We start from the raw sequence: 16,960 nt of genomic DNA on the forward strand, positions 1-16,960 counted from the left end.
CCAGTCATGATGATCCCCGTCCGGTGTTTCACGTGCGGCAACGTCGTGGGTGAACACTGGGAGGAGTTCAAGGAGCGCGCCCGCGAGGGCGACGAGGACCCCGGCGAGGTCCTCGACGAGCTCGGCGTCGACCGGCACTGTTGCCGCCGCATGCTGGTCAGCCACCGCGACCTCGTCGACGTCGTCTCGCCGTACCAGTAAACCATGTCAGAACAGCGATACAATCGATACGAGAAGGCACGAATCCTCGGCGCGCGAGCGCTGCAGGTGTCCTACGGGGCACCCGTGCTGATCGAGACGGACCAGACGGAGCCGATCCTCGTCGCCGCGGAGGAGTACGACGCGGGCGCGCTCCCGTTCACGGTCCGGAGGGAGTCCAACTGATGACTCGAATCACCGGCGTTTCGCTGCGTCGCGTGCTCGACTCGCGCGGGAACCCGACGGTCGAGGCCGACGTGCTCACCGAGTCCGGCGGCTTCGGCCGCGGGGCGGCGCCCAGCGGGGCGTCGACCGGCGAGTACGAGGCGATTGAGCTCCCGGCCAACGAGTCCATCGCGGCGGCCCGCGAACACGCGGTCCCCCGCCTCGAAGGCGTCTACGCAGGCGACCAGCGCGCGGTCGACAACGCCTTACGCGCCGCCGACGGGACGGACGACTTCTCGGCGATCGGCGCCAACAGCGCGGTCGCGATCTCGATGGCGGCCGCGAAGGCCGCCTCCGACGTGCTCGGTGCGCCGCTGTACCAGCACCTCGGCGGCGCGTTCCGCGGCGAGAACTTCCCGATTCCGCTCGGCAACGTCGTCGGCGGCGGGGAGCACGCCAAGGAGGCGACCCACATCCAAGAGTTCCTCGCGGCCCCCGTGGGCGCGCCGAGCGTCTCGGAGGCCGTCTTCGCGAACGCCGCGGTCCACGCGGCGGTCGCGGACGTGCTCGACGAGCGCGGCGTGCCCGCGGCGAAGGGCGACGAGGGCGCGTGGGCGCCCCCGATCTCGGACGCGGACGCGTTCGACGTCGTCGACGAGGCGGTCGACCGCGTCGAGGAGGAAGTGGGCTTCGAGATCCGCTTCGGCCTCGACATGGCGGCCGCCGAGCTGTACGACGACGACGAGGGCGCGTACGTCTACGGCGACGAGACCAAATCGACCGGCGAGCAGATCGACTACGTCGCCTCCCTCGTCGACGAGTACGACCTCGCGTACGTCGAGGACCCGCTCGACGAGAACGACTACGAGGCGTTCGCGGAGCTGACCGACCGGGTCGGCGACCGGACGCTGATCTGCGGCGACGACCTGTTCGTCACCAACGTCGAGCGGCTCCGCGAGGGGATCGACACGGGCGCGGCCAACAGCATCCTGATCAAGCCGAACCAGATCGGGACGCTGTCGGACGCGTTCGACGCGGTCGAACTCGCCTCGCGGAACGGGTACGAGACGGTCATCTCCCACCGTTCGGGCGAGACCGAGGACACCACCATCGCACACCTCGCCGTGGCGACCGACGCCGGCTTCATCAAGACCGGCACGGTCGGCGGCGAGCGAACCGCCAAGCTGAACGAACTGGTCCGCATCGCGGACGACGCGGTATGACGGGCCGACACCACGCATGAGCGAAGACAACGACGCGGTCGAACTCGACGACGACGCGGAGACCGAGGCGGTCGACGCGGCGGTCGAGGAGGAGGCCGACACGACCGAGGAACCGACCGCCGACGCGGCTGCCGAGGGGGCGTCCGCCGACGCCGAACCCGAAGCAGCCGCCGACGCCGAGACCGGAGACGCCGAGGGCGACGCCGACGACGAGGAGGACGCCTCCCCGTTCGACGACGACGTCATGCCCGACGACGATGTCGACCTGCTGATCCCCGTCGAGGACTACCTCTCCGCCGGTGTCCACATCGGGACCCAGCAGAAGACGAAGGACATGGAGCGGTTCATCCACCGCGTCCGCGACGACGGGCTGTACGTGCTCGACGTGAGCACGACGGACCAGCGGATCCGCACCGCCGCGGACTTCCTCGCGAACTACGACCCCGAGCAGATCCTCGTCACGTCCTCGCGGCAGTACGGCCGGTTCCCGGCCGAGAAGTTCGCGGACGCCATCGGCGCCCGCGCCCGCACGGGACGCTTCATCCCCGGCACGCTGACGAACCCCGACTACGCCGGCTACATCGAGCCGGACGTCGTCGTGGTGACCGACCCGATCGGCGACGCGCAGGCCGTCAAGGAGGCCATCACCGTCGGCATCCCGGTCATCGCGATGTGCGACTCCAACAACCAGCTGTCGAACGTCGACCTGGTCATCCCGACGAACAACAAGGGTCGACGCGCGCTGTCGGTCGTCTACTGGCTCCTCGCCAACGAGACGCTCGACCGCCGCGGCGCCGACACCGTGTTCGCCCTCGACGACTTCGAGGACGAGCTGTAAGTCGACCTTCGACGTCGAGTTCGACTTTTCTGCGATCGAACGGTCGCCGAGCTGTTCCGAACGCGCTCGTCAGTGGCGACGGCGCGCTTCGCGGGGAGGCTTGCGAGAATGGCGTCAGCTGACAGTCTGCCGGCGTCGTCGTCCGATCAGATGATGTCCGGCGTGTACAGATACGAGTACACCTGTCCGTCGTTGGCCTTCACCGTTGCCATCAGAACGAGGATGACGTCGATCAGCCCGATGAGCGGAAGCAGCAGCAGACCGATAAACACGAACGACAGCACGCCGGCGATCATGAGCGCGACGAACACGACGATCTGGAAGTTGATCGCGTTCTTCGCGTTCTGTTTGACGAGCTCGTCGTCGTCGTCCGCGAGGATCAAAAAGAGGATCGGCCCGAGGAACGAGGCGACGAGCGCCGACGCGTGCGCCAACGCCGCGAGCGTCGTGTCCCCCGATACTGTTTCCCCGCCGTCAACTGTCGTCTGTCCCGACATGTCCGTTCGCTCTCCGTCTCATCGGATAAAGGTTCGGTGAGAGGGGACTGACAGACCGGTACGTGCCGATGGTCAGTCGGACGCCGCCTCGCCCGACCCCTCGTAGGTCCACTTCCCTTCGATCTCCCGGTTCGCGAGGACGACGCGGTCGCCGTCGTCCGTGTCGATCCGGGTCTTCCGGAGTTCGATGGCGGCGACCGTTCCGGTTACGCCCTTCGCCTCGACGCGGTAGCCCGGGTTGAAGTCGGGATCGCGGAGGAGGTAGACGCCGGCCACCGTGTCCTCGATCATCTCGGAGAGCGCGTACGAGACGCCCAGCGCGATGAAGCCGACCGCGGTGCCGAGACTCGCGGCGACGTCACCCATGCCGAGGATCTTGAGCAGGGTGAGCGCGACGCCGAACCAGAGGAAGACCGCCACGACGGTAACCACGAGATTCCCGACGAGCTCGCGCTCGGCCGGGTAGATCCGGCGGACCGACCGGCGGACGATCCCGAGGACGACGCGGACCAGCGCGTACGCCAGCGCGAGGAAGACCAGCCCGGAGAGCACGCGGGGGATCGCGGCGACGACCCCGTCGAGGAACCCCCGAAGCGACTCCGCGAGCAGGTTCGAGAGGATCTGCATGACACACGCGACGGGAGCGACGGACGAAAAGGTGAGGGACCGCGGAGGATGTCGCTCGCGGACCAAGCGCAACGCCTGTAAGCACGCGGGGAGAGGGAGTTCGTATGACCGTCTGTGAAGCGCCGGGGAAGGTGTACCTCTTCGGCGAACACGCCGTCGTCTACGGCGAGCCCGCCGTGCCGGCGGCCATCGAGCGACGCGCCACGGTGACCGCCGAGCCCCGGTCGGACGACCACGTCCGCGTCGAGGCCGAGGACCTCTCGCTCGACGGGTTCACGGTGGAGTACACCGGCGGGACCGGCGACCGGCCCGACGTGGACGTGCCGACGCCGCTGGTCGAGGCCGCGATGGGCTACGTCGACGCCGCGGTCGAGCAGGCGCGGGACGCGGCCGACGCCCCCGACGCCGGCTTCGACATCACCGTCGAGAGCGACATCCCGCTCGGCGCCGGGCTCGGCTCGTCGGCCGCCGTGGTGGTCGCGGGGATCGACGCCGCGACCCGCGCGCTCGGCGAGCCGCTCGACCGCCGCGAGCTGGCCGACCGCGCGTACCGCGCGGAGTACGAGGTGCAGGACGGACAGGCCTCCCGCGCCGACACGTTCTGCTCGACGATGGGGGGCGCGGTCCGCGTCGAGGGCGACGACTGCGAGCGGATCGAGGCCCCGAACCTCCCGTTCGTCGTCGGCTTCGACGGCGGCGCCGGCGACACCGGCGAGCTGGTCGCCGGGGTCGGCGAGCTGCGCGAGGAGTACGAGTTCGCCGCCGACACCGTCGAGTCGATCGGCGACCTGGTCCGCACCGGCGAGGCGCTGCTCGAAGACGCCGTCCCGGCGGGCGACGCCGCGGCCGGCGCGGAGCCGTCGCCGGAGCTGCTCGCGGAACTGGGCGAGCTGATGGACTTCAACCACGGCCTGCTCGCCGCGCTCGGCGTCTCCGCGCGCTCGCTCGACGCGATGGTGTGGGCCGCCCGCGACGCCGGCGCTCACGGCGCGAAGCTCACGGGCGCCGGCGGCGGCGGCTGCATCGTCGCGCTCGACGCGAGCGACGCGACGGAGACCGCGCTCTCGTTCACGCAGGGCTGCGAGGAGGCGTTCCGCGCCGAGCTGGCGACCGAGGGCGTCCGGGTGGTGGAGCCGTGACGGACGACGGCGCCGCCCCCGAGGACGCCCCGGACGCCCCCGAACCGGACGCCGCGACGCCCCCCGTCGTCCTCAAGCTCGGCGGGAGCCTGATCACGGAGAAGGACCGGCCGGAGACGCTCGACGGCGCGGCCCTCGACGCGGCCTGCGACGCGGTTGCGAGCGCACTCGCCGCCGGCGCGGTCGAGCGACTGGTCGTCGTCCACGGCGGGGGGAGCTTCGGCCATCACCACGCCAGCAAGCACGGCGTCTCGACGACCGCGGGGACGAGCGAGGCGGACGCGGTGATGGACATCCACGGCGCGATGACGGAGCTGAACCGGGCCGTCCTCGACCGGCTCCGCGACCGCGGCGTGCCCGCGATCCCGGTACACCCCCTCTCGCTTTCGGCGCGGCCCGCGGGGCCGGACGGCGACCTCGACCTGCCGCTCTCCTCGACGGCGACGCTGCTCGGGGAGGGGTTCGTCCCCGTGCTCCACGGCGACGGCGTCGCGACCGCGGGCGCCGGCGTCACCGTCGTCTCCGGCGACGAGCTGGTCGTCGAGCTCGCGACCGGGCTCGGCGCGCGCCGGGTCGGCGTCTGCTCGACGGTGCCGGGCGTCCTCGACGGCGACGGCGAGGTGATCCCCGCGATCGACGAGTTCGGCGCGGTCGCGGACCTGCTCGGCGCCAGCGACGCGACCGACGTGTCGGGCGGGATGGCCGCGAAGGTCCGCGAGCTGCTGGCGCTCGACGCGCCGGCGCACGTGTTCGGCGCCGCGGGACTGGAGCCGTTCCTGCGCGGCGAGGACGCCGGAACGCGGATCGACTAGCCCGGTCCGTCGCCGATCGGTTCGGTGCCGCGGGGGATCCACACGCGGCCCCCGTCGGATCGACGAGGGCGCGGCGCGCACGTACAGAACCCTTATTCGGGCCACCGCCCTCCCTTTCGACATGAACGAAGCGGACGTGCGAGAGCGGCTCGCCGACGTGCAGGACCCCGACCTCGGCGACGACATCGTCTCGCTCGGGCTGGTGAACGACATCGAGGTGGACGGAGACGAGGTCCGCATCTCGCTCGCGCTCGGCGCCCCGTTCTCGCCGCACGAGTCGGCGATCGCCGACGACGTGCGGGACGCGCTCGCGGACACCGGCCTCGACGTGGAGCTGTCGGCGTCGATCCCGGACGATCTGGACGCGGACGAGCAGGTGCTCCCCGGCGTGAAAAACGTGATTGCGGTCGCCTCGGGGAAGGGCGGCGTCGGGAAGTCGACGATGGCGGTCAACATCGCGGCGGGGCTCTCGGAGATGGGCGCGCGGGTCGGCCTGTTCGACGCCGACGTGTACGGGCCGAACGTCCCGCGGATGGTGTCGGCCGAGCAGCGTCCCGAGACCGACGGCGAAACGATCGTCCCCTCCGAGCAGTTCGGCATGAAGCTGATGAGCATGGACTTCCTCACCGGCGAGGACGACCCGGTGATCTGGCGCGGGCCGATGGTCCACAAGATCATCACCCAGCTCGTCGAGGACGTCGAGTGGGGCGAACTCGACTACCTCGTGATGGACCTCCCGCCGGGCACCGGCGACACGCAGCTCACCATCCTCCAGACGCTCCCGCTGACGGGCGCCGTGATCGTCACGACGCCGCAGGAGGTCGCGCTCGACGACGCGACGAAGGGGCTCCGGATGTTCGGGAAACACGACACGAACGTCCTCGGGATCGCCGAGAACATGGCCGGGTTCAGATGCCCCGACTGCGGCGGGTTCCACGAGATCTTCGGCTCCGGCGGCGGGAAGGCCCTCGCGCAGGAGCAGGACCTCCCCTTCCTGGGCGGCGTCCCGCTCGACCCGGCGGTCCGGACCGGCGGCGACGACGGCGAGCCAGTCGTGCTCAACGAGGGCGAAACCGCGGACGCCTTCAAAGTGATCGTGGAGAACGTCGCGAACAACGCCGGCGTCGTGCGCCGCCGCGGGGTGAGCCGGGGGCGATGAGCGGGGACGGTAGAGACGGCAAGAGCGGCAAGAGTGACGACGAGGGCGCCGAGAACGACGACGCGAACGGCGACGAACCCGACGCCCTCGACGCCGCCGGCATCGATCCGGTCGTCCCGGAGTCGGCCGCGTCCGCGGCCGACGAGGCGTTCGCCGAGGACGACGAGGTCCGCTCGTTCCTCCGCGAGATCGCCGAGGACGTGCGGGGGGACAGCTCCGAGAGCAAGCAGCTCTCGGCGATCCTCTACCGCGTGTCGGACTTGTACGACCCCGACGAACAGACCTCGCCGGAGGAGATCTACCTGAACGTCCGGCACATCATGCAGATCAAAGCGCAGGGCGGGATCGAGCGATAGGACGCGGTCGGCGATCGCCACGTGGTTGTCGACTTTTTATAAATGGTTGTCTGTGGATCGACGACAAACACGGCCAACGCTCCAGCCGATCTTTTATAAGTAACTCACAGCGGCTCCGTGGTGAAGACCGCAGATCCCGAGCTGATTGCTTATAAACAGCTGTCCGCGGATCGAGGGAGAATGCGCTCAAAGTCCCCAACCGTTCGCTTATAACTGGCCGTCTACGGATCGACGGTGAACGGTTTCAGCGCCCACACCGCAACCGCACCTCACGCCTCCCCAGCCTCGTCGGCCGGCGCTTATAAGGGCCGGCCGATCTCCCTCGCACGCGCACCTCGCGCCCGATGGGCGCTCGGCGGCGCGCGCCGCCGCGGCTCACTTATGAACTCGCGATCCGAGATCACGGGTCACTGACACCGTTTCCGCTAACACCGTGTCCTCACCGTGGCGGACTTCGACGCGCTCGGGAACCGGAGGCTCGGTGAACGCGACCGCCACCTCGTAGGGGTGAGACTCGGCGGCGTCGTTGCACGCGGTTATCAGCGGACGTTTCTCGATCGCGATCCGGATCGACAGCAGGTCGGCCGAACGCGTCGCCTCGATCAGCGAGACCCGGTAACAGTCCTGCACGCCGCCCATCGTTCGCCCCCTGACGAGGAGTCGGGGCGGCTCCCGATCGAGTTCGCGGCGAAGTTCGGCCGCGTCGAAGGCGTCGCTGTCGCCGGGGTCGAACTCGCCGGTGTGTTCGCGGCGGAAGGTCACCTCGGCGCCGTCGATGGTTTCGGGAATCTCGCCCCACGGGGGCGTGGGACACCCGGCGAGCGAGGTAGTCGAGACGGCGGCCGCGGTCGCGAGGAGGGCTCTGCGGCGCATGAGGGCGGATGCGTTCGACGCGGCGATAGGCTTTGTGGCGTCGGCGTCGGAGGGACCCGATCGATCGTTTCATACTGTTAGCACGGCTCATGGTAACACACATGAGCGACGACGACCGGACCCCCGTGACGGTTCTCAGCGGGTTCCTCGGCGCCGGGAAGACGACGATGGTGAACCACCTGCTCGCGAACCCGGGCGACAGGCGGATCGCCGTCATCCTGAACGACATGGGCGAGGTGAACGTCGACGCCGAGCTCGTCGCGCGCGAGAACGACGAGGAGGGGATCGTCGACCTCTCGAACGGCTGTATCTGCTGTCGGCTGCAGGACGACCTGCTGAGCGAGGCGGCGTCGCTCGCGGACTCGCGCCAGTTCGACTACCTCCTCGTCGAGTCGTCGGGCATCTCCGAGCCGATCCCGGTCGCGCGGGCGTTCACGGAGGGGACCGAGGACTCCGAGGTCGACCCGACCGAGCGCTTCCGGCTCGACACGATGGTGACCGTCCTCGACACCTACGGGTTCTGGAAGGAGTTCGACGCCGGCGAGAGCCTGCCGGGTAACGGGGAGCCGGCGGCGGACCGCCCCCTCGCCGACGTGCTCGTCGAGGGGATCGAGTTCTGCGACGTGCTCGTGTTGAACAAGACGGACATGGTCCCGGACGACGTGCTCGACGAGATCGAGTCGGTCGCGGACCGGCTCGGTCCCCGGGCGAAGCGAATTCGGACGAGCTACTCCGAGGTCGACCCGGGTGACGTGCTCGGCACGGGGCGGTTCGACTTCGAGACGGCGAAGCGCTCGCCGGGGTGGAAGCGCGCGATTGCGGAGAGCGAGTCGGGAGACGGCGGCGAGCCCCGCGGCGACCACCGCGGTCACGACCACGGCGAGGGCGCCGCCGCGGCCCACGGGGTCGACTCGTTCGTCTACCGCTCGGCCGACGCTCTCGATCCGGAACCGTTCGCGGACTGGCTCGGCGACTGGGACGGGGCCGTCGTGCGGGCGAAGGGGGTCGCCAACGTCGCGGGCACCGACGAGGTCATCGGCGTGAGTCAGGCCGGTCCCTCGGTGCAGGCGGGGCCGATCGGCGAGTGGGGGGCGGACGGCGACCGCCGCACGCGGCTCGTGTTCATCGGCAGCGAGATGGACGAAGCGCGGATCCGCGACGAGCTCGACGCGCTGGCGGCCGCCGCTCCCGAGGCCGTCGAGAGCGCGGACGCGTTCCCGATCTGAAGGGGCGACGCCCCGTCAGATCCCCAGTTCCGCCTGCAGGTCGTCCCAGTCCTCGTGGAACCCGTGGGTGGACTCGGTCTCGGCGCCGACGGCCGACTGGTAGACGTCGTCGTACTTCAGCAGCTCCCCCCAGCCGTCGTGGAACGCCCAGTTGCAGTACTTACACATACGGGTCGCAACGCGCGGAACCGACAAACCGGTTTCGGCGGTGCGAGCGGGAGAGTGCACCTCGACGGAGACGAGGGGACCACGTCCCCCGAGCGCCGACAGAGTGAACCCCCCGCGTGACGTACGGTACCTATCGACGCGATCGGCCCGCGACGAGACACACATGGTCACCTACAGGCGCGGCGGACACGTACAGGGCGGGGACGAGGCGGTCGAACGCACCTGCGAGCACTGCGGCTGGCACTGCGTCGCCGACGGCTATCCGGAGCTCGTCGGGCGGTACCAGTCGCACCTCCGTGATGAGCACCCGAAGGCGTGGCTCCGGGCCTGATCCGCGGCGCGGTGAGAAAAAGTCGGACCGGCGGCGGCGAGGCTTCGCGTCGTCGACTCAGGGCTCGAGCAGGACCTTCGTGACGCCCTCCTCGCGGGCGTCGAACGCCTCGTACATGTCGGGGGCCTCCTCGAGGTCGACGCGGTGCGAGACGACCCAGCTCGGGTCGGCGCGACCCTCGATGATCATGTCGCGGAGGTACCGGTTGTACTCCTTCACGTTACACTGGCCCGTGCCGCACTTGAGCCCCTTCTCGAAGAACTTCCCGAAGTCGATGCCGAGCCGCCCCTGCGCGGCCATGTCGTCCGGCGCGCCCGGGTCCTCCGGCACGTACAGGCCGGGGATGCCCAGCTCGCCCGTCGGCCGGACCACGCGGATGAGGTTGTTGATGACGACCGCCGGGTTCTCCTTGGCCGGCTGGTAGGAGTAGTCCTCAGTGTCGGTGTCGACGTCGTCGGGGTCGGTCGCCTGATAGCCGACCGCGTCGACGCCCTTGTCGACCATCCCGCCGTGCTCCTCGATGATCTGGTCGACCGGGTCGCCCTCGGAGAAGTCGATCGGGTGGGCGTCGCAGTGTTCCTCGGCCAGCTCCAGTCGGCTCGGCACCTGGTCGACGACGTAGATCTCGGCCGCGCCCTTGATCTTCGCGCTGTAGGCGGCCATCAGCCCGACCGGCCCGGCGCCGAAGATGGCGACGGACTCGCCCGACTCGAGGTTCGCCAGCTCGGTGCCGTGCCACCCGGTCGGGAAGATGTCCGCGAGCAGCGAGAACGCGTCCTCGTGTTCGCGTCCCTCGGGCAGTTTCAGCGCGTTGTGGTCCGCGTACGGGACGCGCAGCTTCTCCGCCTGTCCGCCCGGATACGGGCCCATCGCGACGTAGCCGTACGCCCCGCCGGCGAAGCCGGGGTTGACGTTGGTACAGAAGCCGGTGTACCCCTCCTCGCAGTTCTGACAGAAGCCGCACGAGACGTTAAATGGCATCACGACGCGGTCGCCCTCCTCCAGCGTCGAGACGGCCTCGCCGACCTCGCTCACGATCCCCATGTTCTCGTGACCGAACACGATCCCCTCCTCGGCGGCGGTCCGCCCCTCGTACATGTGGAGGTCGGACCCGCAGATACACGAGGTCGTGATGTCGACGACGACGTCGTTCGGGTGTTCGATCTCCGGGTCGTCTACCTCCTCTACGGCCACGTCGTACGGGCCTTGGTATACAACGGCTCTCATGATGTGATCCGTGTGATCGATGGACACCGAGTAATCTAAACGTTTTTACATTATACTATACAGTTAATAAATTGAGGTATAATTCAACTACGCGTCGACTCGCCGGCGCGGGACGGGCCGGTTCGGGAATCAGTCGTCGTCGGACGGGACCGGATCGTCGACCCCCGGTTCGTCCCGTGCGGACGAGCGTCGGGACGGGTCCCGGGCCGTCGCCGGCTCGAAGGCGTCGTCGCTGATCTCGCTCTCGGCGGTCTCGTCGTCGCTGCTCCCGTCGCCGTCTCCCTCGTCCGCCCGGTCGTCGCGCGCCTCGAACTGGTCCGCCAACCCCCGGAGCTCGTCGGCGCGGCTCGACAGCGACTCCGCGCTCGACGAGATCTGCGAGATCGCCGCGGTCTGCTCCTCGGCGGCGGCGGAGACGTTCTGGGCCTCGCTGGCGGTCTCGACGCTCACCTCCGAGACCTCGTCGATCATCGCGACCGCCTCCTGCGTCGAGTCGGCCTGCTCGTCGGTGGCGTCGTTGATCGACTGGATCCCGGCGTTCGCGTCAGACACCTCCTCGACGATCGCCTCCAGCGTGTCGACGGTGTCGTCGACGATCTCGCGACCGCGCTCCACGTCCTCCTCCATGGCGAACATGTCGTCCGCGACGGAGTGGGTGGAGTCCTCCACGCCCTCGATGAGCGACTCGACCTCGGTCGTCGCCTCGGCCGTCTCCTCCGCGAGCTCTTTCACCTCGCGGGCGACGACCGCGAACCCCTCGCCCGCCTCCCCCGCGCGGGCGGCCTCGATGGAGGCGTTGAGCGCGAGGATGTTCGTCTGCTCGGCGATGTCGTCGATCAGCCCGACCACCTCGCCGATCCGCTCGACCTCATCGCGGAGGTCCGCCATCTCGTCGACGGTGCTCCCCATCTCCGCCTCGATCCGGTCCATGTGGTCGATCGCGGCGTTCGCCTGCTCGCGGCCGTCCTCGCCCGACTCCGCCGTCCCTGCCGACTGCGCCGCCAGCTCGTCGGTCGAGGAGGCGATCTCCTCGACGGTGGCCGAGAGGTCGTTGAGCTCGGCGGCCGCGGTCGAGAGGTTCTCCTCCTGTCTCTCGGCGCCCACGGAGATCTCCTCGACGCTCTCCGCGACGTCGACGCTCGTCGACTCCACCTCCTCGGCGGACGCGGTCACCTCGGAGCTCCGCTCGCCGACGGTCTCGGCGGCGTCCTGAATGGCCACGACCAGCCCCTCGACGCGGTCGAGCATCTCGTTCACCGAGGTCGCGATCTCGGTCATCGCCTCGCTGTCGCTCTCGGGGTCGAGCCGGCGCGTGAGGTTGCCGTCGGCGACCGCGTCGATCTCTTCGCCGTACTCGTCCGCCTTCCGCTCGAGGTGCCCGGAGAGCGCCTCCGCCTCCTCGCGGGCCTCGGCCGCCTCCGCGGCGGACTCTTCGACCGCCTCGATCTGCTCGCGCATGGTGTTCCGAATGCGGTCGAACAGCCCGGAGAGCTGCCCGAACTCGTCGGTCCGCGAGCGGTCGATGTCGACGTCGAGGTCGCCGGCCTCGATCGCCTCGGCGTACCCCCGCAGCTCGTCGACGGAGCCGTTCACGTCCCGAGAGATGAACGCGCCCACCGCGACGAGCCCGAGGATGGCGATCCCGATCAAAAGCAGCACGCTCCGGGTCACGTCGCCGACGGTGCCGTACACCTGCCCCTCGGGCGCCGCGACGACGACCGTCCACGGCTTGTTGTCGACCGGGACGCTCGCGGCGACGATCCGGTCGGCGTCGACGACGTCCTGCCCCGCGCCCGAGACCTCGTCGACGCGGGGTTCGTCGCTCGTGGTCTCGAGGTGCGGGAGCTCCTCGATGAGGAAGTACTCCCCCAAGATCGCGTCGCTGTTCGCGGAGAGCGCGACCCGCTCGGTCTGCGCCGAGACGATCTCCATGTTCGCGCCCTCGACCGGCGGGCTCAGGATCGCGCCCCGGTCCGCGAGGCTGGTCGTGACCACGATCGCCATCCCCGGCGTGTTCTCTATCCGGCTGACGAACGCGAGCCGGGTCTCCCCGTCGACGGCGTACGGTTCGAACGACCGGACCTGGTCGGGACCGGCGAATCCGGCGGGCCCGACCGCCCACGGTCGGTCGTCGATCCGAACCGTGGTGTCCTCTCGCTCCGTCGCGGTGCTCACCACAATCTCGTTCGACACGAGGTCGTAGTAGTGGATGTCGACGACGTACTCCGGGAGGATCCGGTCGTTGTTCCGGAGCTCGTCGCGGATCACGTTCTCGCTCGACGACTGGACCCGGCGCTCCGCGGAGATGCGGCGCGCGTGGTCGTTCCCCTCCTCGATGAACCCCTCGATCCCCTCGGCCTCGCGCTCGGCCGACGAGACCAGCGTCTCTCGGGCGTCGGACTCAACGCTCGCCTGGACCTGGTCGAACGCGAGCGCGCCCGCCCCGAGCAACACCGCCGAGACGACCAGTATCACCGCCGCGATCTTGAAGAGGTACCGCCCGCGAATGCGGTCGTAGAGGGTCCGGAGGGCGCCTGAATCCTCGTCAGGAGGCATTACACCGCGATTCTCTCACCTGTTTATAAACTTGGGTAGATGATTATCAGTTAGGATAATCAACGGAGCATGGATGTCGACGGGCGTCGGCCCGGTCGCGGCGACGACGCCCGCCGTGTGTTCCGTAATGACTATGCCCGGTCCCGGTGAATTCGCGGGTATGGACTGGCCACACGACCCCGACGGCGAACAGGGGAGCGAGGGCAGGCGGCAGTACGGGCACGCGGTGCTCGCGAAGAAGGTCGACGAGGAGGAGGACTTCCCGCTGTCGGCCGCCGACTACGTCGAGCAGTACGGCGACCACCCGATCCGGATCGACTACGAGACGGTCGTCTCCGTCGAGGAGATCTTCGAGGGCGTCGAGAAGGAGGAGTTCGCCGACTTCGTCGAGTTCCACCAGGAGCTCGGGCGCGCGATGCGCGAGAACGGCTACTGGTTCTACGAGGGCGCAGAGCAGTTCGTCGACGGCAGCGCGTAGGGTCTTTCCGTTTTCTCACCGACTTTCGCCGGCGACTTCCCGCCGATTCTGGATCTCGATCCGCCCCTCGATCCGCGGGTCGATCCCGCGTTCACGGGCGTAGTCGGCGAGCACCTCGTACTGGATGTCGGCCTCGTCGATCCGGTGGCGCTGCGCGAGCGTCGGGAACTCGTGGTCGGAGTGGAGCAGGTACTCCGAGACGGCGACCGTGTAGCGCGCCTCGGGGTCGATCGGCTCGCCGCCGACCGTGGCCTCGAGAACCAGCTCGGCGTCGGCGTCCCAGACGACCCGGGCGTTCGAGACGTGGCCGTGCCACCAGTCGTCCTCGCCGAAGTCCACGTCGGGGGCGGCCATCTCGCGGAACACGTCGCGGAGCTCCGCGCCCGTGACGGACGCGAGCGCCACGGGCTCCTCGAACGGGATCAGGCTGATCAGGTCGGCCTTCGTCACGTCGCCGTGCCACGGGTCGCCCTGCCGGAGCCCGCCGGCGTTCGACAGCCCAACGTCGGCGTCGAGCACCCAGCGGAACGCGTCCGCGACGAAGTTGCCGACGCGGCACTCCCCGCCGTGGACGATCTCGCCGGTCCGCTCGATCGGCTCGTCGACGCGGTCGACGACCTCGTCGAGGTCGGCGGCCGCCATCCGCTCTTCGAGGGCGGCCTGGAGCGCGGCGAGCGGTTCGGCGCCGTCCGGCTCGTGGAGGGTCGCGGTGGGGGCGGGGTCGTCGGCGCCGGTCGCTCCCGCGCCCTCAGCGCCTTCCGCACCGTCGACCGCGCCGGCGCCGTCGGCCGCCACCGAGCCGCCGAACTCGACCTCGACGACGGCCTCGCCGTTGACGCCGGGACGGACGAGCAGGGTGTCGCCAACGCGCTCGTTGCGCGGGCTGTGGACGTGGCCCCCGAGGATCGCGTCCACGTCGAGCTCGCGGGCGAGGTCGTCGTCGCCCGCGCCGAGGTGCGAGAGGACGACGACGTGATCGAGTCCGTCGCCGTTCTCGGCGACCTCGTCCCGCATCTCGGCGAGCGCGTCCCGCGCGGCGGCGACCGGGTCGTCGAAGGCGAGGTCGGCGGCCATCGGGTTCAGCGAGTCGGTCGCGGGGTCGGTGACGCCGACGAAGCCGACGGTCGCGCCGTCGATCCGTCGCGTCGTCCACGGGACGACCCCCTCGTCGCGGCCGAAGGGGTCCCCGTTCTCGTCGCGGACGTTCGCGGAGACGAACGTCGCGGTGGCGTCGCCCACCAGCCCGCGCAGGGCGTCCGGCCCGTAGTCGAACTCGTGGTTGCCGAACGTGTCGAGGCGGGTGTCCGTCGCGGCGTAGAAGTCGAGGACCTGCCGGCCGGTCGCGACCAGCGAGAGGACGCCCGGCGCGGTCGTGTCACCGGTGGCGACGACGGCGGCGTCCGGGCCCGAGAGCTCTCGGATCCGGCCGGCGAGGCGGGCCGCCCGCTCCGGGGCGTCGAAGACGTTCTCGATGTCGGAGTAGTGAACGAGACGGACCATTCGATGTGCGGAGGGAGGGGCGAGCGACGCTTAAAAAGCGCGGAGTTCGGCGGCGGATCGCCGTCGAGGCGCGGCGTGGGCGCGGCGAGACGGCCCCGAGTTATCGTCGCGAACGCCGCGGGTGCGGCGGGTCCGGGCCCCGTGAGCCCCGCTCGCACACGCGCAGGACATTGAAAGCGCTTTTATGGATGTCCGGACTACGTCGCTTCACAGCCTCTGCGGGGTTGATGATGTGCCGTGCCGTTAGGGACCGACCACGGTGCGAGCACGCGAGCCCGCGCGGAGGATAGGTGAACAACATATGCCCGTTTACGTAGACTACGAAACCCCAGCCGACCTCGCCGAGCGATCGCTCGAGGCGCTCGAGGTCGCCCGAGACACCGGTACCGTGAAGAAAGGAACCAACGAGACCACGAAGGCCGTCGAGCGCGGCAACGCGGACCTCGTCATCGTCGCCGAGGACGTCTCCCCCGAGGAGATCGTGATGCACCTCCCCGAACTCGCCGAGGAGAAGGGCATCCCGGTCGTCTTCGTCGACACGCAGGACGAAGTCGGCCACGCCGCCGGCCTCGAAGTCGGCTCGGCCGCCGCCGCCGTCGTTGACGCCGGCGACGCCGACGACGACGTCGAGGACATCGGCGAGAAGGTCGCGGAGCTCCGATAACCACCCATGAGCGCAGAAGAGGGCACCGGCGACTCGACGACCGCGGAGGTCATCGAGGTCGTCGGCAAGACCGGGATGCACGGCGAGGCCATGCAGGTCAAGTGCCGCATCCAGGAAGGATCGAACCAGGGCCGGATCATCACCCGGAACGTCCTGGGTCCCGTCCGCATGGGCGACGTGCTCCAGCTCCGGGAGACCCAGCGCGACGCCGACTCCATCGGAGGGCGATAACCAATGGTCGAGACACGAACCTGCGACTACACCGGCGAGGAGATCGAGCCCGGCACGGGCACGATGTACGTCAAGAAGGACGGACAGATCCTCCACTTCGTCGACTCGAAGGCGGAGAAGAACTACTTCCTCGGCCGCGAGGCGCGCGACCTCGAGTGGACCGAGGAAGGGCGCAACCAGGGTGGCGAGTAGATGAGCCACCACGACGAGCGCACCTTCGTGATGGTGAAGCCGGACGGCGTCCAGCGCGGCCTCATCGGCGAGATCGTCTCTCGCTTCGAGGAGCGCGGCCTGAAGCTCGTCGGCGGCAAGTTCATGCAGATCGACGAGGAACTCGCCCACGAGCACTACGGCGAGCACGAGGGCAAGCCGTTCTTCGACGGCCTCGTCGAGTTCATCACCTCCGGCCCCGTCTTCGCGATGGTGTGGGAGGGCGCTGACGCGACCCGACAGGTCCGCGCGATGGTCGGCGAGACCGACCCCGCCGAGTCCGCCCCGGGCACGATCCGGGGCGACTTCGGCTTAGACCTCGGCCACAACGTGATCCACGCGTCGGACCACGAGGACGAGGGCGCGAACGAACGCGAGATCGACCTGTTCTTCGACGAGGACGAGCTCGTCGACTACGGCCTCGACACCGCCGCGTGGGTGTACGAGGACGAGCAGCACTGAACGGCGACGCCGCGTTCCGT

At 69.5% G+C, this 16,960-nt stretch carries 22 protein-coding genes; 15 read left to right on the top strand and 7 right to left on the bottom strand.

Annotation, left to right across the window (positions count from 1 at the left end):
* Window positions 1-6: 6 nt before the first annotated feature.
* From JIN95_RS14785 to rpsB, 4 genes are read left to right on the top strand one after another with little or no spacing between them, the layout of a single operon-like run.
* Complete coding sequence (locus tag JIN95_RS14785) at window positions 7-201, top strand: DNA-directed RNA polymerase subunit N (protein WP_004046453.1); 195 nt, start codon at window positions 7-9, stop codon at window positions 199-201.
* Between the two features lie 3 nt (window positions 202-204).
* Entirely contained in the window at window positions 205-384 is a 180-nt protein-coding gene (locus JIN95_RS14790; protein ID WP_050024947.1) for a DNA-directed RNA polymerase subunit K, read from the top strand.
* A complete protein-coding gene (gene eno / locus JIN95_RS14795; protein WP_200531968.1) occupies window positions 384-1,586 on the top strand; it encodes a phosphopyruvate hydratase in 1,203 nt (400 codons plus the stop codon). The genes JIN95_RS14790 and eno overlap by 1 nt, the downstream gene beginning before the upstream one ends.
* A 16-nt stretch (window positions 1,587-1,602) precedes the next feature.
* Window positions 1,603-2,424 carry a 30S ribosomal protein S2 gene (gene rpsB / locus JIN95_RS14800; RefSeq protein ID WP_095637221.1) on the top strand — a complete coding sequence of 274 codons (822 nt, stop codon included), beginning with the start codon at window positions 1,603-1,605 and terminating at the stop codon, window positions 2,422-2,424.
* Window positions 2,425-2,570: 146 nt separating this feature from the next.
* On the opposite strand, the gene JIN95_RS14805 is transcribed toward rpsB, so the two are convergent.
* Window positions 2,571-2,921 (bottom strand): DUF4870 domain-containing protein, encoded by a 351-nt coding sequence (locus tag JIN95_RS14805; RefSeq protein ID WP_200531969.1) that lies wholly within the window; start codon window positions 2,919-2,921, stop codon window positions 2,571-2,573.
* Window positions 2,922-2,993: 72 nt separating this feature from the next.
* A complete protein-coding gene (locus tag JIN95_RS14810) occupies window positions 2,994-3,548 on the bottom strand; it encodes a mechanosensitive ion channel domain-containing protein (protein WP_095637219.1) in 555 nt (184 codons plus the stop codon).
* A 104-nt stretch (window positions 3,549-3,652) separates the two neighbouring features.
* Here JIN95_RS14810 and mvk point away from each other — a divergent pair, with 104 nt between their 5' ends.
* The 4 genes from mvk (at window position 3,653) to JIN95_RS14830 (ending at window position 7,014) form a co-directional block, all read left to right on the top strand.
* Complete coding sequence (mvk, locus tag JIN95_RS14815; protein ID WP_095637218.1) at window positions 3,653-4,687, top strand: mevalonate kinase; 1,035 nt, start codon at window positions 3,653-3,655, stop codon at window positions 4,685-4,687.
* Entirely contained in the window at window positions 4,684-5,499 is an 816-nt protein-coding gene (locus JIN95_RS14820; RefSeq protein WP_200531970.1) for an isopentenyl phosphate kinase, read from the top strand. Before mvk ends, JIN95_RS14820 begins: the two co-directional genes overlap by 4 nt.
* A 121-nt stretch (window positions 5,500-5,620) precedes the next feature.
* The gene (locus JIN95_RS14825) at window positions 5,621-6,658 is read left to right on the top strand and encodes an Mrp/NBP35 family ATP-binding protein (protein ID WP_095637216.1); all 1,038 of its coding nucleotides are present in this window, start codon (window positions 5,621-5,623) and stop codon (window positions 6,656-6,658) included.
* Window positions 6,655-7,014, top strand: a complete 360-nt coding sequence (locus JIN95_RS14830; protein WP_200531971.1) for a hypothetical protein — start codon at window positions 6,655-6,657, stop codon at window positions 7,012-7,014. The genes JIN95_RS14825 and JIN95_RS14830 overlap by 4 nt, the downstream gene beginning before the upstream one ends.
* A gap of 375 nt (window positions 7,015-7,389) precedes the next feature.
* Here JIN95_RS14830 and JIN95_RS14835 read toward each other — a convergent pair whose 3' ends face one another.
* A complete protein-coding gene (locus JIN95_RS14835) occupies window positions 7,390-7,887 on the bottom strand; it encodes a hypothetical protein (RefSeq protein ID WP_095637214.1) in 498 nt (165 codons plus the stop codon).
* Window positions 7,888-7,988: 101 nt separating this feature from the next.
* Between JIN95_RS14835 and JIN95_RS14840 the strand changes: the two genes are divergently transcribed.
* Window positions 7,989-9,113, top strand: coding sequence for a GTP-binding protein (locus tag JIN95_RS14840; protein ID WP_200531972.1), 1,125 nt, complete (start codon window positions 7,989-7,991; stop codon window positions 9,111-9,113).
* 15 nt (window positions 9,114-9,128) lie between these two features.
* Here JIN95_RS14840 and JIN95_RS14845 read toward each other — a convergent pair whose 3' ends face one another.
* Window positions 9,129-9,281, bottom strand: coding sequence for a hypothetical protein (locus JIN95_RS14845; RefSeq protein ID WP_004046465.1), 153 nt, complete (start codon window positions 9,279-9,281; stop codon window positions 9,129-9,131).
* A gap of 163 nt (window positions 9,282-9,444) precedes the next feature.
* On the opposite strand from JIN95_RS14845, the gene JIN95_RS14850 reads away from it, so the two are divergent.
* Entirely contained in the window at window positions 9,445-9,612 is a 168-nt protein-coding gene (locus JIN95_RS14850) for a hypothetical protein (RefSeq protein ID WP_198951548.1), read from the top strand.
* A gap of 57 nt (window positions 9,613-9,669) precedes the next feature.
* Here JIN95_RS14850 and JIN95_RS14855 read toward each other — a convergent pair whose 3' ends face one another.
* Together JIN95_RS14855 and JIN95_RS14860 are read right to left on the bottom strand one after the other, a co-directional pair.
* Window positions 9,670-10,839 (bottom strand): glutathione-independent formaldehyde dehydrogenase, encoded by a 1,170-nt coding sequence (locus tag JIN95_RS14855; RefSeq protein ID WP_095637374.1) that lies wholly within the window; start codon window positions 10,837-10,839, stop codon window positions 9,670-9,672.
* Between the two features lie 129 nt (window positions 10,840-10,968).
* On the bottom strand, window positions 10,969-13,395 hold the full coding sequence (locus tag JIN95_RS14860; RefSeq protein WP_200531973.1) for a methyl-accepting chemotaxis protein: 2,427 nt from the start codon (window positions 13,393-13,395) through the stop codon (window positions 10,969-10,971).
* Between the two features lie 160 nt (window positions 13,396-13,555).
* Between JIN95_RS14860 and JIN95_RS14865 the strand changes: the two genes are divergently transcribed.
* Window positions 13,556-13,873: a DUF5785 family protein gene (locus JIN95_RS14865; RefSeq protein ID WP_095637211.1), complete on the top strand. Its 318-nt coding sequence runs from the start codon at window positions 13,556-13,558 to the stop codon at window positions 13,871-13,873.
* 15 nt (window positions 13,874-13,888) lie between these two features.
* On the opposite strand, the gene JIN95_RS14870 is transcribed toward JIN95_RS14865, so the two are convergent.
* Window positions 13,889-15,373, bottom strand: a complete 1,485-nt coding sequence (locus JIN95_RS14870; RefSeq protein WP_200531974.1) for a 5'-nucleotidase C-terminal domain-containing protein — start codon at window positions 15,371-15,373, stop codon at window positions 13,889-13,891.
* Window positions 15,374-15,674: 301 nt separating this feature from the next.
* Here JIN95_RS14870 and rpl7ae point away from each other — a divergent pair, with 301 nt between their 5' ends.
* The 4 genes from rpl7ae to ndk are packed head-to-tail and all read left to right on the top strand — an operon-like array spanning window position 15,675 to window position 16,940.
* Window positions 15,675-16,037: a 50S ribosomal protein L7Ae gene (rpl7ae, locus tag JIN95_RS14875; protein ID WP_095637209.1), complete on the top strand. Its 363-nt coding sequence runs from the start codon at window positions 15,675-15,677 to the stop codon at window positions 16,035-16,037.
* Between the two features lie 6 nt (window positions 16,038-16,043).
* Window positions 16,044-16,268 carry a 30S ribosomal protein S28e gene (locus JIN95_RS14880; protein WP_004046478.1) on the top strand — a complete coding sequence of 75 codons (225 nt, stop codon included), beginning with the start codon at window positions 16,044-16,046 and terminating at the stop codon, window positions 16,266-16,268.
* A 3-nt stretch (window positions 16,269-16,271) separates the two neighbouring features.
* Window positions 16,272-16,460 carry a 50S ribosomal protein L24e gene (locus JIN95_RS14885; protein WP_004046480.1) on the top strand — a complete coding sequence of 63 codons (189 nt, stop codon included), beginning with the start codon at window positions 16,272-16,274 and terminating at the stop codon, window positions 16,458-16,460.
* Window positions 16,461-16,940: a nucleoside-diphosphate kinase gene (gene ndk, locus JIN95_RS14890; protein WP_095637208.1), complete on the top strand. Its 480-nt coding sequence runs from the start codon at window positions 16,461-16,463 to the stop codon at window positions 16,938-16,940.
* Window positions 16,941-16,960: the final 20 nt, after the last annotated feature.

This window comes from Halorubrum sp. LN27 (assembly GCF_016635065.1).
Lineage (GTDB): Archaea > Halobacteriota > Halobacteria > Halobacteriales > Haloferacaceae > Halorubrum > Halorubrum salipaludis.

Coding starts and splice junctions, on each gene's coding strand:
- mvk (WP_095637218.1), top strand. CDS start 3,653: ATGACCGTCTGTGAAGCGCCGGGGAAGGTGTACCTCTTCGGCGAACAC.
- rpl7ae (WP_095637209.1), top strand. CDS start 15,675: ATGCCCGTTTACGTAGACTACGAAACCCCAGCCGACCTCGCCGAGCGA.
- JIN95_RS14810 (WP_095637219.1), bottom strand. CDS start 3,548: ATGCAGATCCTCTCGAACCTGCTCGCGGAGTCGCTTCGGGGGTTCCTC.
- JIN95_RS14885 (WP_004046480.1), top strand. CDS start 16,272: ATGGTCGAGACACGAACCTGCGACTACACCGGCGAGGAGATCGAGCCC.
- ndk (WP_095637208.1), top strand. CDS start 16,461: ATGAGCCACCACGACGAGCGCACCTTCGTGATGGTGAAGCCGGACGGC.
- JIN95_RS14835 (WP_095637214.1), bottom strand. CDS start 7,887: ATGCGCCGCAGAGCCCTCCTCGCGACCGCGGCCGCCGTCTCGACTACC.
- JIN95_RS14830 (WP_200531971.1), top strand. CDS start 6,655: ATGAGCGGGGACGGTAGAGACGGCAAGAGCGGCAAGAGTGACGACGAG.
- JIN95_RS14845 (WP_004046465.1), bottom strand. CDS start 9,281: ATGTGTAAGTACTGCAACTGGGCGTTCCACGACGGCTGGGGGGAGCTG.
- JIN95_RS14860 (WP_200531973.1), bottom strand. CDS start 13,395: ATGCCTCCTGACGAGGATTCAGGCGCCCTCCGGACCCTCTACGACCGC.
- JIN95_RS14785 (WP_004046453.1), top strand. CDS start 7: ATGATGATCCCCGTCCGGTGTTTCACGTGCGGCAACGTCGTGGGTGAA.
- eno (WP_200531968.1), top strand. CDS start 384: ATGACTCGAATCACCGGCGTTTCGCTGCGTCGCGTGCTCGACTCGCGC.
- JIN95_RS14825 (WP_095637216.1), top strand. CDS start 5,621: ATGAACGAAGCGGACGTGCGAGAGCGGCTCGCCGACGTGCAGGACCCC.
- rpsB (WP_095637221.1), top strand. CDS start 1,603: ATGAGCGAAGACAACGACGCGGTCGAACTCGACGACGACGCGGAGACC.
- JIN95_RS14840 (WP_200531972.1), top strand. CDS start 7,989: ATGAGCGACGACGACCGGACCCCCGTGACGGTTCTCAGCGGGTTCCTC.
- JIN95_RS14790 (WP_050024947.1), top strand. CDS start 205: ATGTCAGAACAGCGATACAATCGATACGAGAAGGCACGAATCCTCGGC.
- JIN95_RS14805 (WP_200531969.1), bottom strand. CDS start 2,921: ATGTCGGGACAGACGACAGTTGACGGCGGGGAAACAGTATCGGGGGAC.
- JIN95_RS14850 (WP_198951548.1), top strand. CDS start 9,445: ATGGTCACCTACAGGCGCGGCGGACACGTACAGGGCGGGGACGAGGCG.
- JIN95_RS14855 (WP_095637374.1), bottom strand. CDS start 10,839: ATGAGAGCCGTTGTATACCAAGGCCCGTACGACGTGGCCGTAGAGGAG.
- JIN95_RS14870 (WP_200531974.1), bottom strand. CDS start 15,373: ATGGTCCGTCTCGTTCACTACTCCGACATCGAGAACGTCTTCGACGCC.
- JIN95_RS14880 (WP_004046478.1), top strand. CDS start 16,044: ATGAGCGCAGAAGAGGGCACCGGCGACTCGACGACCGCGGAGGTCATC.
- JIN95_RS14865 (WP_095637211.1), top strand. CDS start 13,556: ATGGACTGGCCACACGACCCCGACGGCGAACAGGGGAGCGAGGGCAGG.